The sequence below is a fragment of the Planctomycetaceae bacterium genome (genome assembly GCA_041398785.1).
Classification (GTDB): Bacteria; Planctomycetota; Planctomycetia; order Planctomycetales; family Planctomycetaceae; genus JAWKUA01.
In genome coordinates, this window is the sequence record JAWKUA010000010.1 from 23,377 (window position 1) to 38,333 (window position 14,957).

Here is a 14,957-nt window from a genome sequence, read left to right on the forward strand (position 1 = left end):
TGCCCGGACCGCTATCCTTCCCGGCGTCCGAACCCGGTCAGAATCGACAGCACCATCAGCGGCAGCAGAGCGTGGTTGTAAAACGCGTACGGAAGAAACTCGGACCATTCGACAACCGGCACCTCTGGATACAGTTCCGTAACCTGCTTCTGAATGGCCACAGCCGCGACGACCGACGTTGCGTACGGCAGCAGATACGGAAATGAACACGACACAGTGTCCAGCAGGTTGGCGCTGCGATACGGGTGGATTCCGGCGTTTTTGCGAATGACGTTGGCCAGTGGTCCCGCGGTAATCATGGCCACGGTGTTGACGGAGACGCAGACATTCGTGAACGAAATCAGCGCCAGAATGGCCAGCTCCGCGTTGCGCAGCGAACCGGCGATCAGCGACTGAAGCTTCTTCATCAACAGGTCCAGAAACCCGCCGACTCGCATCAGGCCGATCGCGGTCACCAGCAGCAGAGTCAGAATGGCCGTCGGCACCAGGCTCATCGCGCCGCGGACGGCGCTGCCGGTGACTTCGCCCTGGGAATTGATGGCAAAGATGCGTTCGAACTCAAACACGCCGGTCATAGGTCCAATGACGGCTGCCAGAAAAATGCCAACGGTCAGCGCTCCCAGAAAATGTCCGCCGCTGATGGCAATGACGAACACAACCACCGACGGAATCAGCATCGGCAGTCCCTTCGGGTCGGAGTTCTTTTTCAGGATTTCCTGTGACACTTCGGCGGATTGCGACGTTCCGCCACCGCCGATCACCGCGAACAGCACGGTCGCGACGGCAGCGGCGATCAATACGTATTTCAGTCGGGAACGGACGACTCCACCAACATCCGCTTCCTGAGTCGCCGCCGAAACGATCGTGGTGTCCGAAATCGGAGCGACGTTGTCACCAAACGCCGCTCCGCTGATGATGGCGCCGATCAGCGCCGCCGGGTTGGCTCCCAGAAACACGCCGGCCGGATACATCACCGCGGTAAAACCGACGATGGTGCCCATACCGGTGCCGACTGACGTTGCAAACAGGGCCGCCGAAACAAAAACGGCGGCGACCAGAATTCCGCCGCTTAAATTCAGCTTTTCACCGATCCAGACAATGGCTTGCACCATTCCGGAATCGGCCATGATTCCAGAGAACGCCCCCGCCCACAGCCAGCACACAACAGCCACGGTGGCGACACGATTGGCCATCAAGGCAAACGACTGCTCGCTGTAGACCGCCAGATTTTTCGCGAAGCACATGCCGCACGAAATCCCCAGCATCGCCGCCAGAATCATGCCTTCGACATGAGGTGCCCCGTGGACGACCAATGCAATCGTGGCGATCAGAAAGACGGCCATCGGCACCACACTGGCCACGGCACCGCCGCGAAAATGGACGTCCGCTTCGGTGATGTCCGGAGTTGTTGAGTCGCTCATAAGCTGTCGGTATTCGCGGAAAGGAGTGTCGTCACGTCGCTGGCCGGCGGTTCAAACGGAATTGCCGTCCTGACGAAAACTTGATGCCGCAGCATTCGCGACAAACAAAACAGCACCGGCCGGCAATCGTGGCAAACGAATGGACAATGGCTAAAGCTTCACCGCCACATGCCGCAGCACTTTTCCGGGTCGAGCTCCCGTGTGTTCACCGTTTTTCAGCACAACCTGACCATTCACGATGACGTGCTCGATGCCGACGTTGTAGTGAAACGGATCGTTGTACGTCGATTCGTCCCGCACGGTTTCCGGATTGAACACCGTGATGTCCGCCGCCATGCCGGGACGAATCAGCCCGCGGTCGAAGATTCCAACCTTCGCGGCATTCAGCGATGTCATCTTGCGAATGGCGTCTTCCAGCGTCAGAAGACCCTGTTCGCGAACATAGATTCCCAGGACTCGCGGAAACGTTCCGAAGTTTCGCGGATGAGGATTCCCGGCACGCAGCGGCCCGGACGTCGCCAGAGCGGACCCGTCCGATCCGACCGAACACCACGGCTGAGACAACGCCAGATTCATGTCTTCGTCGGTGTGGTGAGCATACACTGTGCTGACAGATCCATCCTGTTCGATCAGCAGGTCAAACAGCACGTCCAGCGGGTCGGGTGCCGGCTGCCTGCCTTCGCTTTTCATCGCGATGACTCGATCCATCGTCAGCCCCTTGTATAGATTGCTGGCGCTGATCAGCATCCGGCTCCAGTCCTTCCCGACGGCTGTGTAGTGGTTGTACCAGCCGGGCAGACCTTCTTCGATATCCTTCTTCAGGCGTTCCCGCATCGCGGGATCCTTCAGCCGTTCCAGCAGCTTCTCGTTTCCTCCTTCATGAGCCCACGGGGGAATGATGCTGCTGAGATTGTTGTTGCCGCGCGTGTATGGGTACACGTTGGCCTGCACCTGAATGCCGTCGCGCCGAGCCTGCTCAATGCGCGAGACGATTTCCGACATGCGTCCCCAGTAGACCTGGTCGGCGATCTTGATGTGAATGATGTCGATCGGAATTTCCGCGCGTTCACCCACGGTGATGGCTTCTTCCACCGCGTCGAAGACTCCCAGTCCCTCGTTGCGGATGTGACTGGAATAGATGCCGCCATACTGCTTCGCGACCTTTGCCAGTTCGATCAGATCATCCGTCGTCGCCAGCGATCCGGGAGGCGTCATCACCTGAGTCGACAGCCCCAGAGCTCCGTCCTGCATTGCCTGAGCCAGCAGTTCCTTCATCTGTTCGAACTGCTCCGGAGTCGGGCGTTCAAACGAGTAACCCATCACGCTTTCCCAGAGATTGTTGATGCCGACATACGACGCCACGTTGATCGACATCGTCGCTTCTTCGAGCGCTTTGAAGTAGTCGCCAAGCGTTTCGACTTCGACGTCACGGCCGCCGATCGTGACTTTGTCGGGAGGCATCCTGCCGGTGTTCGGCCCGCCCGAGGATCCTTCACCCAGCACATCGGTGGTGACTCCCTGCCGAATCTTCGACTGAGCATCGCCGTCGCGGAACAGCGTGCGATCAGAGTGCGAATGCATGTCGATGAAACCGGGAGCCACCACCAGTCCGGCCGCGTCGATTTCCGTCGCTCCGCTGTTTTCCGGAATGAATCCGACGGCGGTAATCTGAGTTCCCCGAATACCGACGTCGGCGGAAAACCACGGATTACCCGTCCCGTCAACGATGCGGCCGTTGCGAATCACCAGATCAAACTGCGGCTGCTGAGCCATCGCCGCGGTGTATCCGAAAGCGATCAGAAGAAGCGGAATTCGGCAATGACGGAAGTGAGGAAGCATCGCGAGTTTCTCCGATTGGCAGTTCGCTGGCGGGTGTCGTTCAGTGCCGGTCAGACTACACATTCACGCCGCATCCGTCCACGCGGCCGGACGCGCCGCCGGTTCGCCACTGGTTCGGGATTCGCGTGGCCTTGTTGCTGACCTTGTCTCGTCCCAGGGTTCTGCCGTCTTGCCTCGTTCCAGGACTGGAGCCCTGGAACGCGACAGCGAGTCATGCGGGATTCATGCCGGGACCGTCGACGGGTCACAGCCGAAGTCTTACGATAGAGTCCTTCGATCCGCACTGTCACGCGCTTGTTCATCTCGCAAAGGAAAGAACGATGAGACGTCTTTCGGCAATTCTGCTTCCGGCATTTGTGTTCGTGGCATCAGGCTACGGTCAGGCAACCGCGGCGATTCAGACTCGCACGGTTGAATATCGCGACGGCGACGTGACTCTGGAAGGATTCGTCGCCTGGGACTCGTCAGTCAGCGGCGCGAATCGTCCCGGAATTCTGGTCGTGCATCAGTGGATGGGACTGACGGATTATGAAAAGAGCCGATGCCGGCAACTGGCGGAACTCGGCTACGTCGCGTTTGCACTGGACGTCTATGGCAAGGGAGTCCGGCCCGCGAATCCTCAGGAAGCCGGCAAACTCGCGGGAGTCTACAAGTCGGATCGCGGGCTCTACCGCCGACGACTAAACCTGGGACTCGAGCAGTTGCGGAAGCAGGCGGGCGTTGCGAAGCAGCAGATCGCCGCGATCGGATATTGCTTCGGCGGCACGGGAGTCCTGGAACTGGCTCGCAGCGGCGCTGACATTTCCGGCGTCGTGAGCTTCCACGGAGGACTGGATTCACCAAGCCCGGAAGACGGCAACAATATCAAAGCGAAGGTGCTGGTCTGTCACGGAGCCGATGACCCGTTTGTCCCGGCCAACGATATCGAAGCGTTCAAGTCGGAACTGAATGCCGCCGGTGTCGATTGGCAGATGGACATTTATTCCGGAGCCGTGCATTCATTCACACAACCGATGGCGGGCAACGACAATTCGCGGGGAGCCGCTTACAACGAACGCGCGGACAAACGGTCATGGGCCGCCATGAAGCTTTTCTTCGGCGAACTGTTTGAAGCCCAGTCAAACTGAAGTCGCCTCAACTTTTTGTTCGCGACTTCCTGTTCGATTTCAACATCCACACGCGCGGCAAAAGAATCGCCGTCGAAGCGGAGATCAACCGCTTTGACTCGGGGAAGTCGCCGGCGACGCTCGCTTGATGCTCGCGACCGGCCCTTACCCCGATTTTTCTGCTGGACACAGAATGATCTCCGTCTCCCGCTTCGCGGGCGAGGGGATAACGCATATGACTTCGCAGGAGAGCGGTTCCACAGCGTTGCCGGTCGCGGCGAGCGCGATGGCGCGCTGACTGACGCAGATCCAACCGGCATCAGGAAGTCGGCGCGGGATCACGGAGCTTTGCGGCGTCGGGGGACGCGGACGCTTCGTTCGGTCCGTGCGACACCGCTTTGAACATGACGACGGCGAGCGGCGGCAGAGTCACGTCGATGCTGTCTTCGCAACCGTGGGACGCAACTTTTGAACTGTAAACTCCACCCTGGTTGCCCATCCCGGAACCGCCGTACCAGTCCGCGTCGCTGTTGAAGATTTCGCGATAGAAGGCAGCTTTCGGCACACCCACGCGATACGGTCCGCGGGGCGCCGGAGTCAGATTGGCCAGCACCAGAATCTGTTCGGACTTGTCGACGGTCTGCCGGATGAACGCGACCACGACATTGCTGTGGTCGTCTCCGACAACCCACCGAAAGCCTTCCGGCCGCACATCGGTTTCATGCAAAGCGCGTTCGGATTCGTAGATCCGGTTCACGTCACAAATCAGTTTGCGAATGCCTTCGTGCGTATCGAACTGTCGCACAATCCAGTCGATTTCGCCGTCGTGATTCCATTCGTTCCACTGGCCGATTTCGCTGCCCATAAACTGCAGCTTCTTACCCGGCGTGGAATACTGCAGGCCGTACAGCAGCCGAAGATTTGCAAACTTCTGCCACTGATCGCCGGGCATCTGATCCAGCAGAGAACCCTTGCCGTGAACGACTTCATCGTGCGACAGCGGCAGCACGAAGTTTTCGCTGAAGGCATAGATCCCGCGGAATGTCAGGTCATTCAGATGCCATGACCGATGAACAGGATCGCGCTGCATGAATCGCAGCGTGTCGTTCATCCAGCCCATATCCCACTTCATCGTGAATCCCAGGCCGCCCGTATAGACCGGACGCGACACGCCTCCCCAGGCAGTGGATTCTTCCGCGATGCTCATGATGCCGGGGAACTCAGCGTGCAGCATGGTGTTGACGTCACGCAGAAACTGGATGGCTTCCAGGTTTTCCCGGCCCCCGTGCTGATTCGGGATCCACTGGTTGGAGTCACGCGAATAATCCAGGTACAGCATCGATGCGACCGCATCCACTCGAATGCCGTCGACGTGGTAGACATCACACCAGAACCGGGCGCTGGACATCAGGAATTCTGAAACTTCGCGCCGGCCGTAGTTGAAGATCAGAGTATTCCAGTCCGGATGAAATCCCAGACGCGGATCCTGATGTTCGTAAAGGCAGGTTCCGTCAAAACGGGCCAGGCCGTGCGAATCTGTGGGGAAGTGCCCCGGCACCCAGTCAATGATGACGCCGATATCGTTCTGGTGCAGATAGTCCACAAAGTACTGGAAGTCGTGCGGTTTTCCAAAGCGACTTGTGGGAGCAAAATATCCGGTCGTCTGATATCCCCAGGAACCGTCGAAGGGATGTTCGGTGATCGGCATCAATTGCACATGGGTGTAACCGGTTTCCCTGATGTATTCCGTCAACTGGTGGGCCAGATCCCGGTAGTTGTAGAATTCCCGCCCGTCGGTTGGTCGCCGCCAGGAACCCGGATGGACTTCATAGATCGATACGGGAGCTTCCAGCCAGTTGGTTCGATCGCGTCTGCGAATCCAGGCGGAATCGTGCCATTCGAAGTCCCGCAGACTCCAGATGACGGACGCCGTGCCGGGCCGCAGTTCCGAATAGAACGCAAAGGGATCCGCCTTTTCGTGCAGATGCCCCGACTGGTCGCGGACGGCATACTTGTATCGCGTGCCGGGAATTGCTCCGGGAACGAAACCGGTCCAGACGCCGCTGTCGCTGCCGTCCAGCCAGTCGCGGCTGTGAGTCCAGCCGTTTCCATCACTGATGACGGAAACTTCGCGGGCGTTCGGAGCCCACACGGCAAACCGAACTCCCGTGTCGAAGAAATGAGCACCCAGATATCGATAGAGACTTGATCCGTCAGTGGGTGCGTCGAAAGTGCTTCCGATCAGTTCAGCGGTCCCTGCTGATTGTGAGCCCATAGTTCCGTTACCTTGATGATTTCCCATCACGATGTGGCCACCGGATTTCCGTGAATGCGTCCGAACCGGCACGCGGGGTTTCGGAGATGTTCGCTGAATTCGCTCTGACGAACGATGGAATTGCCGCCGCGAATCAACCGAATCCGGCGACGCAGCGAAGACATTGTGCTGTAAAACGCCGCACGGAGGCATTATCCACGCATAGCCATTCAGATTCCACCCGACTCACCGGCGTTGCCGCGGCCGAGACTGCATCCTGTCACCCGCGCGCCGCGAAGAGTCACAATTCCGGAACAGGGAACTCGATCGCCGGTACAAACTGCCGGTTGACGCGGGTTTCGCTGCGCGGGAGGAACCTACTGCCGGGCCAGGAATGAATCGATGCGTCGGGCGTCACCTCTGGCGGTGCCAGTGTCTTCGGGGCCGAACGTCACTGGCACAGCCTGCAGCACGCGTCGTGCATACGACGGACATGGCTCTACGACTGGCGGCCGCGGCGCTGACGCAGCCGGGTGAAGAGCGTGTCGAACCGCAGCTTGCCTTCGGTCGAAAGCCTGCCGCCGGAACCGACTGCGGCGAGTTCGTCATCGCAACCGTCCTGTGAGTCCGGACATGACTGGTCGACCGTCACTTCCTCATAGAAGGCGGGCTCCCTGACGATTCGCTGTCGGGATCCGTTGGCTTCGGAATCCGATTCAGGATCGCGGCCTGTTTCCTGCAGCCGCAGCAGAGCCTCAGTGACGGGAGATTCCTGCAGGTCCGCGTACGCGCCGTCGCGGCGTGACAGATTCACGTCGGCAATCTGTAGCGGCAGGCTGAACAACCGGCCGGAATCAACACGCGCCGGCACGACAGGTGAAGCGACCGACGCAGCGGCAACGTGTTCAGATTCTTCGCTGTCCGCGGAAGAAGGTGGCTGGCTGGCCGGCGCCATTTCGGCAATCGGCAGAGACACGACTTCCTCAAGTGCCGGCTCGTCCGCGACCGGTTCATCGGCGTCAGCAGTTCCGTTCTTCGCGGAATCGCACAGCAACTGGCCGTCGTGCCATTCCACCGTTGCGGGAGCTTCCTCAAACGAGAACACGTCATCGCTCAGTGCCGCGACGTCTGCTGCTTCCGATGCTTCCGCTGCTGCTTCCACAGCGTCCACTGTTTCCGTCGCTTCTTGTGGCGCAACCGGAACGTCAGAGGCCGCTTCAAAGGCGACCACCTGAGATTCCACATCCTCAAATGGCGTTTCGACCGGTCCGCAATCGGCCACTGTTTCCTGAAGCGAACCTCGACAATCCTCGGCAGCAGAATCTCCGGCATTCGCAATCGGCGCGTCGCTGAGCACCGAAGGAACTTCTGGCGCGACAGTGTCCTGGAGTTCGTGCGTCGTCGGTGCTTCCGCAGTTTCAAAGGCGACTGACTGCCGATTCGCCGCAATTTCTGCCTCCGGGGAATCCTCATCAACCTCGTCGAATTCCAGCGGGTGGAGTGCCGTCAGGTCGGTCAGATCCGGCAGTGCGAATTCATCGCTGACACCTTCCTCCGGTTCCACCAGGGTAAACAGTTCGTCGCCGTCGACGGAGAGCACTTCCGAAACATCATCGCCGGCGTGTTTGTCATCGCGAGTCATCGCTGCATCGACGGTTTCGACGCTGGAAGTGCAGGCGTCGAATTCCGCATCGACACAGACGGTCGTTATCTGCGCTGAGGATGGCGGTTCGGGAATCTCTTCGCGGAAGACATGGCTTAGTTCACGGACCGTCACGAAGCTTTCATCAAGTTCTTCGACCGGAATCGTGATTGACGGCGCGACACCGATCAGGTTCGGAGGCCACTCGGCGGTCAGCACGGGAACGTCGAAATACCGCCGGCCAACCGTGTCGACAAACGGGACGTCGCGGCCATATTCCAGCCAGGTGTATCGGTCGAACACGGGCACGGGACTGACGTCACCTGGCAGCCGGACCCACGACTCGGACGGTGACGCCACTGCAGCGGTGGTCGCGGCCGGTTGTCGCCATTCTCCGGGCGGTGACCACGGACGAAAGTGCTCGAACTCCGGCGCCGGCACCAATTCATCGGAGTCATCAATTCGCAGGATGGAGCCCGATGAGGCAACAGCGGCGTCATCGGCATCAGGGATGGCGCTTGTTGCAAAGTCGTCTGCCGTGTCGCTTGCTGAATCCGACAACTCCGCGAGCTCATCGTCGGGAAACGAATAGGGCAGGGCGTCGTCATCAGCCGCAGCGCAGGCTGCCGCAGACGCGTCGAATTCGTCGACCGGTTCGACGGGAACTTCGTCGGTGTCGGCGGCGGCAACGGTGGTTTCGGCCGGTACCGCGCCGATTTCAATCACGCCGTGTTCGGCAATGACGGACCTTGCCGAAGAAGCAGCGTCTGCGACAGAACTCGCGTCAGCAGCGGGAGCACCGATTTCAATGACGCCGTCTGAGCTGAATGTGCTGCCTTTCGTCACCGCGTCGGCTTCTGCGCAGGTTCCGTGGACGGCTGTGTGACGTTCGATACGGTCGAACTCATCATCCGCGGTGCCGGTCATGGACACGTTCCACGAATACGGCAGGTGCTGCAATCGCTGCAGGGCTTCGTCGACATGTTCGGGCGTCACAAGCTGTGCATCGGTCTGCGACGCGACCAGCAGCGATTCGTCGGCCAGCAGATTCAGGCACTGAGGCACGCCGTCCGCGGCTGCGACGATGCGTTCAACGGACAGCGGCTGAAATACGTTCGCACAGTCGCCGCCAACGGCGCTGAGATGCGCGGCCAGGTACGAAACGGCTTCTCCGGCGAGCAGCGGTTCCGGAAATACATGCGACCGAATCTTCTGTACGAAATCCGTCATCGCGGGAGCCGCCAGGACGTCTTCCAGCGAGAGCGCACCGCTGATCAGCACACGGCACACGCGTCGGCCGTCGACTTCTTCTTCCAGCAGCGAACGCAGTTCTGTGAAGATTTCCGGATTCGCCAGGTGAGCGTCGTCGAACAGGACAATCATCGGTCCCCAGAAATCGACGGTTTGGGACAGGCGTTCGATAACCTGCCAGTGTTCGGCTGATCCGCATTCCCGCCCGATTGCCGGAACATTGCTTCCTTCTGACCGGTTGCTTCGCAGTCGGCGCAGCATCAGGCCCAGCATCGCGGTGGAAGTCCGGACGGCTCCCGCGGAAAACAGCACGACCTGTCCGTCCGTCTGCAGTCGCCGCGACAAATACTTCAGCAGCGACGTCTTGCCGATGCCGGCAGGTCCGGTCAGCACTGCGGCGCCGAGATCCGATCGCAGAGTATGCAGCACGACAGGAATGATCCGCCGCAGCGACTCCGACTGAAAAAAAGCCCGCTCCGGAGGCGCGGACTGAAACGGCTTGCCGTGAAATCCGAAGTGATGATGGTACATCCGACTATCCACAAGAAGACCTGACGGGCAAACCGGCAGAATCCGCCGGCGCAGGGAGTCTGCCTCCAGGGAAACATCGAACACCTGCAACCGGAATCTTTAGAACATCCGTTCCCGCCGGACAGGTCCGCCACACACCGGCGGCACCGACTTTCCAGCCCGTGCCCGCGACGGGGAATCAAAAGTCCAACTGAGCCCGCACGGCGTAGATGTTGGTATCGCTGTCGCCAACGGGGGCCCGGACCAGGTCCGCGTTGATGTAGTTGAACTGCAGCTTCGTGAAGTCGTTCAGATACCAGTTCAATCCGAATGTGACGTTGGAAAGTTCTCCGCCGGTCACGACACCTTCGTTCAGATTGATCCAGGAGTATCGCATCGCGACTTCCCAGGCTCCGCAGCCGCAGTTCGAACCGATCGGGTTTTTGGGTTTGATGCGTCCCAGAGCGGCGCTGGCCTTGTTATACGGGCGATGTTCTCCCGTCAGAATCCAGCCGGCCTGGGCATAGAAGGAAGGGAACAGCAGGTTTCCCGCGCCGTTCGCGTTCACCAGCGAATACCGCAGTTCGGACTGGCCGTGGAACGGTCCCCAGGTGCCGGCCAGTTCCGCATTCAGCAGGTTGGCGTTTTCCGCAATGATGGGCAGCGTATCGACGAAAAACGGTACGGAGCCCGGCACAGCAAGCGGTCCGCCGTATTCCGGAACGTTGCGGTACTGAATCCTGTTGTCGGGAGTCGCGATATAGCTGTATCCGCCGCCGACATGAATCAGAAAATCGCTGCTGGTTTCTTCCAGAAGGATGGCGGTCACGCGAGTCGCTCCGCCGTAGCCGCGGTCGCCGATGCTGTTGCCGAAAGGATCGGTGCCGGTGCCAAACACGGAGGCTGCCCACGTCACGCTTTGATCGGCCGACGTATCATGGAAACCAACACCGATCTGCCGGAACGGTGCCAATGCAAACATCAGCGGACGTTCCAGAAACGTGAGTTCCTTGACGCTGGTCAGTTCATCCAGGCCGAACGGCTGCCGCCACTGTCCGATCCGAACATTGCCGAACGTCGGCACTTTGGCGACGTCCAGCCAGACATCCATGAATGACGGCCGACCGTTGAAAGCAAAGTCCATTTCAAGCTGATAACTGACATCCTTCGTGACGTTTCCGACGGCAGCCAGTCGAGCACGCCGAAACCCGCGATCGTCCTGCACATCGCCAAGAGTGGCGACACTGGCGGCGTCCTGCTGGAACCAGCCGGCGTCGGCCTGAAAGAACCCGGTGACTTTGACGGTTGGGTAAACCACAGCCGGCGGCTCAGAAGCCTTTGGCTTTTCGAGCGACTTCTTCAGTTCGCTCAGCTCATGCTCCAGCGCCTTGAAGCGGGCATCCAGCGGATCTTCGCCTTCTGACTTGTCAGTTTCCGGCGACCCGACAACTTCCGGCGGCGGCACTTCTTCCAGCCATTCAATGGGCCGGATGAATGGAACTTCGCGACTTTCGTCGAACAAACCATCCAGTTCGTCAGCCGCTGCCAGTGGTGAGAAGGCCATGAGAGCCGCGAACACGAAAGAGAGACGCGGGCCGCTGAATTTGCGAGTGAAAAGACCGGGTGCCATGAGGATTCCTTTCCTGCATTCGACGCGTTGTCACAGGCACAGGCATGCGTGATAACCGTCCCTTCCTATCGACACGGTCCAACCGGTCATTCGAATTGTTCCGCGCTGGACGGTCGTATCGAAGAACATGATGGCACGGCCTGGCCGGAGATCCTGCCCAGCCTGAACGACCCGTACACCTCCGAAGTTTCCCCTCGTCGAATGCCCGAATCCAGGACAGGCGACTCGTGCTTTAATCTTGTTCTCACGTTTGTGCCGCAATGCGTGACGCGGCGTCGCGGGAGCCAGCGGTACTAGCGCAGTGCCTATGATCGGTTCGGCAGCTCATCGCTGTTTGCGGCCGCTCATTTCTTCCAGCAGGTCTGTCTGTACCTGTTGAATTTCCAGCAACCGCTGCCATTGGTGCGTGAGCAGCAGGTCCAGCTTGGAATGCAACTGGCGAATCTCCAGTTCCGCTTTCAGGTTGACGCGATAGTCGTGCTCCGAACGCAGCCGGTCCTTCGCCTCCTGACGATTCTGACTCATCATGATCACGGGAGCCTGCATGGCGGCCAAACACGACAACACCAGGTTCAGCAGGATAAACGGAAACGGGTCGAAGGGTTTCGACAGCACCAGATGCGTGTTGATCGTGATCCACACAACGAGAATGACGCCGAACGAAATGATGAATGACCAACTGCCGCCGAAGCTCGCGACCGAATCGGCGACCTTCTGGCCGAATGTTGTCTGCGTCTCGAATTCCTGGTTGATGTTCTGAGACAACAGCTCGTGATCCCGCAGACTTCTTACGACGTCCTGTTCCAGCGCCGACAGTTCGCCTCGCTCGGTTTCCAGCACGTCCTGCACATAGATGCCGCGGTACCGATTCAGGTCGGTCAGACAGATGTTGCCGTCCGCCGGCCAGTCCGGGTGGTCTCGCCGAATGATGTCCGCCAGCGCAGGCCGCACGATGGCTGCCGGCATGGCTGATGATCGAGCAACGTCTTTGCCGCAGATGTCGCAGCGGACGCGGTGATTCGCCGTGTTTTTCATGATTGCCAGGATTCCGAAACGAAGACGATGGCGTGACCGGTTTTCGGCAGATGCGAAATGCCCTGCCGCCGAAACACGACGTGCCGCCCCGCCACCGAACCTGCATCAGTGGTGCCTCGGGGAATCTATACTGGCCGCGGCGAACACTGATATATCCAGCACCTCTTCCGCCGCGAGCCAGAAAACCTCAATTGACCCCGCTCGGGGTATAAGCAGTGTCTCACGGACGCGAGTCCCTCGTCCATGCGATGGACAGCGAATCCGTCGCGGAATGTCGGCCTGGAGTCTGGACGCCAGGAGCGGTGTCGCTCGCGACTGCCGCGCGGTCGCGCAGCTTCACGGGACGTATGCGTTCCGCGTACCGCTGAATGTCTTCGTCCGTGAAAGCACTGTCTTCATGCAGTTCACTCAGCCATTCCGGCTGATTCGGAAATGCATCGGCCAGAGGCGTTCCGGACAACGTCACGTTGACAGCGCGTCCAAAGGCCGATGACAGCGCCACCGACAGTCCGACCACGGCACAAACGGCAAGAATCTCACGCACGATTTCCCTGTGGCCCATCCCGCCGTCACGTGCGCGGAATGCCTTCAAACTCCTGACAAAACCGCGAGCGGCTCCCGCTTCACAGAAAAAACGCGGTTAACAGCAGCGGCCGAGGCTCCCGCCCCCGCTTTGCAGCGGCCTCGCCGGACCGGCAGACGCTTTTCGGGAACTGATACGAGATATTAGACATATTGTCTTATTTTCTGGAAGAGTTTTCCGTTTCTTGTTCATCGTTCCGCTCTTGGACGGCGGCCGGTCCGCACCGGGTGCGCACAACCCGGATTTCGATCACGGGCTGAATGAGCGGTCCTTTTCCCGCCTGACAACGCGTCGCCGTCGGTCGTGAGCTTCCTTTCAGGGACCCGTCAGCGATGATCCGGGTTCGAACCACTGGTTGTTCGCTACCGGATGAAAAAAATTGCCGCCGGAAGGTCGCCTGACGCATGCCCGCCAGAAAATCGAATCTCGCAGCGCGTGAACGCTGCGTTGCGTTTGCCGGCGGAGGTTCCGGCGGGCACCTCACACCGGCCATCGCGATCGCGGAAGAACTGCGAACGCTGTGGCCGGACCTGAAGCTGCTGTTCTTCATCAGCGAGCGACTCGTCGATCAGCAGATCCTGGACGCCAGCGGCCTGAATGAGTCAGCGAGCGTCATTCTCGTGCGGCAGGCCATTCAGCCCGGACCATCGCTGAAGCGACGTCCGCTGCGGTTTCTGCGCGGCGTGACTGCATCGGTCCGGCAGTGCCGAAGATCGCTGGAGCAACATGGATGCGGCTTCGTTCTGGGGCTGGGTGGTTTCGCATCCGTGCCGGCGATTCTCGCAAGCCGCCGGTTCAGACTGCCGGTGGCTCTGCTGGAAACGAATACAATCCCCGGTCGGGCGAACCGTATGCTGAGCCGTTTCGCGGATGTCACGTTTTCCGGCTTCCCCATGGAACAGCGATTCGTCGATCGCTGGGTGTCGCCGCTGATAACGACTGCTGTACCGCTTCGGCGCAGCTTCTTTCAGTCAACCGGTGATCACGTTCAGCAGACGATTGATGTTTCCGCCGAACGACCTCCGGCCGTCGACGTGCGCGGGTCGTCCGCCAATCGTTCAGGGAATCGCGCCGAGAAGCTGTTGCTGGTGCTGGGCGGCAGTCAGGGTGCTCAGCGGCTGAATGAACTTGTTGTGAACGCAGTTCGGTTGCCCGGTGTACTGCCGCCGGATTGGGAAATTCTGCATCAAACCGGCGCGGACGACGTTGATCGCGTCAGAGCCCGGTACGCCGAATGCTGCGGCAACGTTCGGGTGGTTCCGTTCATTGACGATGTCTGTGCCGCGATGAAGTCAGCGTCGCTGGTGATTAGTCGAGCGGGAGCGGTTTCGCTGGCGGAGATTTCCGCGGTCGGCCGAGCGTCGATCCTGATCCCGCTGAGAAACGCGGCGGACGGGCATCAGTTACAGAACGCCGTCTTCTGCGTCAGCCGCGATGCGGCGCTGATTGTCGACGAAGCGGACAGCGGCGCCGTTGACGTTCTGGCAGGCCACGTGCGTCGCGTCTGCGGCAGTGAGCAGACGCGCGACAGCATGGCAGCCGCGGCTGCCGGACTTCAACAGCGTGATGCCGCGGCAACAATTGCCAAACACATTCTGTCACAGATGGTTGACAGACAGCCTGCCTTCGGCGCTGATCCGTGATTCGCGTCACCTGCGCACCACACAACCGTGTCACAAGAATACG

The 14,957-nt window shown here is 59.8% G+C and carries 9 protein-coding genes; 2 read left to right on the forward strand and 7 right to left on the reverse strand.

Features of this window, described 5'->3' with window-relative positions:
- Positions 1 to 11 precede the first annotated feature (11 nt).
- Both R3C19_13195 and R3C19_13200 read right to left on the reverse strand, forming a co-directional pair.
- Positions 12 to 1,421, reverse strand: a complete 1,410-nt coding sequence (locus R3C19_13195; protein MEZ6061293.1) for a Na+/H+ antiporter NhaC family protein — start codon at positions 1,419 to 1,421, stop codon at positions 12 to 14.
- 150 nt (positions 1,422 to 1,571) lie between these two features.
- On the reverse strand, positions 1,572 to 3,260 hold the full coding sequence (locus R3C19_13200; GenBank protein ID MEZ6061294.1) for a D-aminoacylase: 1,689 nt from the start codon (positions 3,258 to 3,260) through the stop codon (positions 1,572 to 1,574).
- 320 nt (positions 3,261 to 3,580) lie between these two features.
- Between R3C19_13200 and R3C19_13205 the strand changes: the two genes are divergently transcribed.
- Positions 3,581 to 4,387 (forward strand): dienelactone hydrolase family protein, encoded by an 807-nt coding sequence (locus R3C19_13205; GenBank protein MEZ6061295.1) that lies wholly within the window; start codon positions 3,581 to 3,583, stop codon positions 4,385 to 4,387.
- 298 nt (positions 4,388 to 4,685) lie between these two features.
- Here R3C19_13205 and glgB read toward each other — a convergent pair whose 3' ends face one another.
- From glgB to R3C19_13230, 5 genes are all read right to left on the reverse strand, one after another.
- A complete protein-coding gene (glgB, locus tag R3C19_13210) occupies positions 4,686 to 6,641 on the reverse strand; it encodes a 1,4-alpha-glucan branching protein GlgB (protein ID MEZ6061296.1) in 1,956 nt (651 codons plus the stop codon).
- Between the two features lie 478 nt (positions 6,642 to 7,119).
- Positions 7,120 to 10,044 (reverse strand): AAA family ATPase, encoded by a 2,925-nt coding sequence (locus R3C19_13215; protein ID MEZ6061297.1) that lies wholly within the window; start codon positions 10,042 to 10,044, stop codon positions 7,120 to 7,122.
- Positions 10,045 to 10,222: 178 nt separating this feature from the next.
- Entirely contained in the window at positions 10,223 to 11,653 is a 1,431-nt protein-coding gene (locus R3C19_13220) for a porin (GenBank protein MEZ6061298.1), read from the reverse strand.
- A gap of 324 nt (positions 11,654 to 11,977) precedes the next feature.
- Entirely contained in the window at positions 11,978 to 12,688 is a 711-nt protein-coding gene (locus R3C19_13225; protein ID MEZ6061299.1) for a DUF1003 domain-containing protein, read from the reverse strand.
- 220 nt (positions 12,689 to 12,908) lie between these two features.
- Positions 12,909 to 13,250, reverse strand: a complete 342-nt coding sequence (locus tag R3C19_13230; GenBank protein ID MEZ6061300.1) for a hypothetical protein — start codon at positions 13,248 to 13,250, stop codon at positions 12,909 to 12,911.
- Between the two features lie 425 nt (positions 13,251 to 13,675).
- Here R3C19_13230 and R3C19_13235 point away from each other — a divergent pair, with 425 nt between their 5' ends.
- Positions 13,676 to 14,914: a UDP-N-acetylglucosamine--N-acetylmuramyl-(pentapeptide) pyrophosphoryl-undecaprenol N-acetylglucosamine transferase gene (locus tag R3C19_13235; GenBank protein ID MEZ6061301.1), complete on the forward strand. Its 1,239-nt coding sequence runs from the start codon at positions 13,676 to 13,678 to the stop codon at positions 14,912 to 14,914.
- Positions 14,915 to 14,957: the final 43 nt, after the last annotated feature.

Excerpts from the sequence above, each read along its gene's own strand:
- R3C19_13195 (MEZ6061293.1), bottom strand. The coding sequence starts at position 1,421 with ATGAGCGACTCAACAACTCCGGACATCACCGAAGCGGACGTCCATTTT.
- R3C19_13200 (MEZ6061294.1), bottom strand. The coding sequence starts at position 3,260 with ATGCTTCCTCACTTCCGTCATTGCCGAATTCCGCTTCTTCTGATCGCT.
- R3C19_13205 (MEZ6061295.1), top strand. The coding sequence starts at position 3,581 with ATGAGACGTCTTTCGGCAATTCTGCTTCCGGCATTTGTGTTCGTGGCA.
- glgB (MEZ6061296.1), bottom strand. The coding sequence starts at position 6,641 with ATGGGCTCACAATCAGCAGGGACCGCTGAACTGATCGGAAGCACTTTC.
- R3C19_13215 (MEZ6061297.1), bottom strand. The coding sequence starts at position 10,044 with ATGTACCATCATCACTTCGGATTTCACGGCAAGCCGTTTCAGTCCGCG.
- R3C19_13220 (MEZ6061298.1), bottom strand. The coding sequence starts at position 11,653 with ATGGCACCCGGTCTTTTCACTCGCAAATTCAGCGGCCCGCGTCTCTCT.
- R3C19_13225 (MEZ6061299.1), bottom strand. The coding sequence starts at position 12,688 with ATGAAAAACACGGCGAATCACCGCGTCCGCTGCGACATCTGCGGCAAA.
- R3C19_13230 (MEZ6061300.1), bottom strand. The coding sequence starts at position 13,250 with ATGGGCCACAGGGAAATCGTGCGTGAGATTCTTGCCGTTTGTGCCGTG.
- R3C19_13235 (MEZ6061301.1), top strand. The coding sequence starts at position 13,676 with ATGCCCGCCAGAAAATCGAATCTCGCAGCGCGTGAACGCTGCGTTGCG.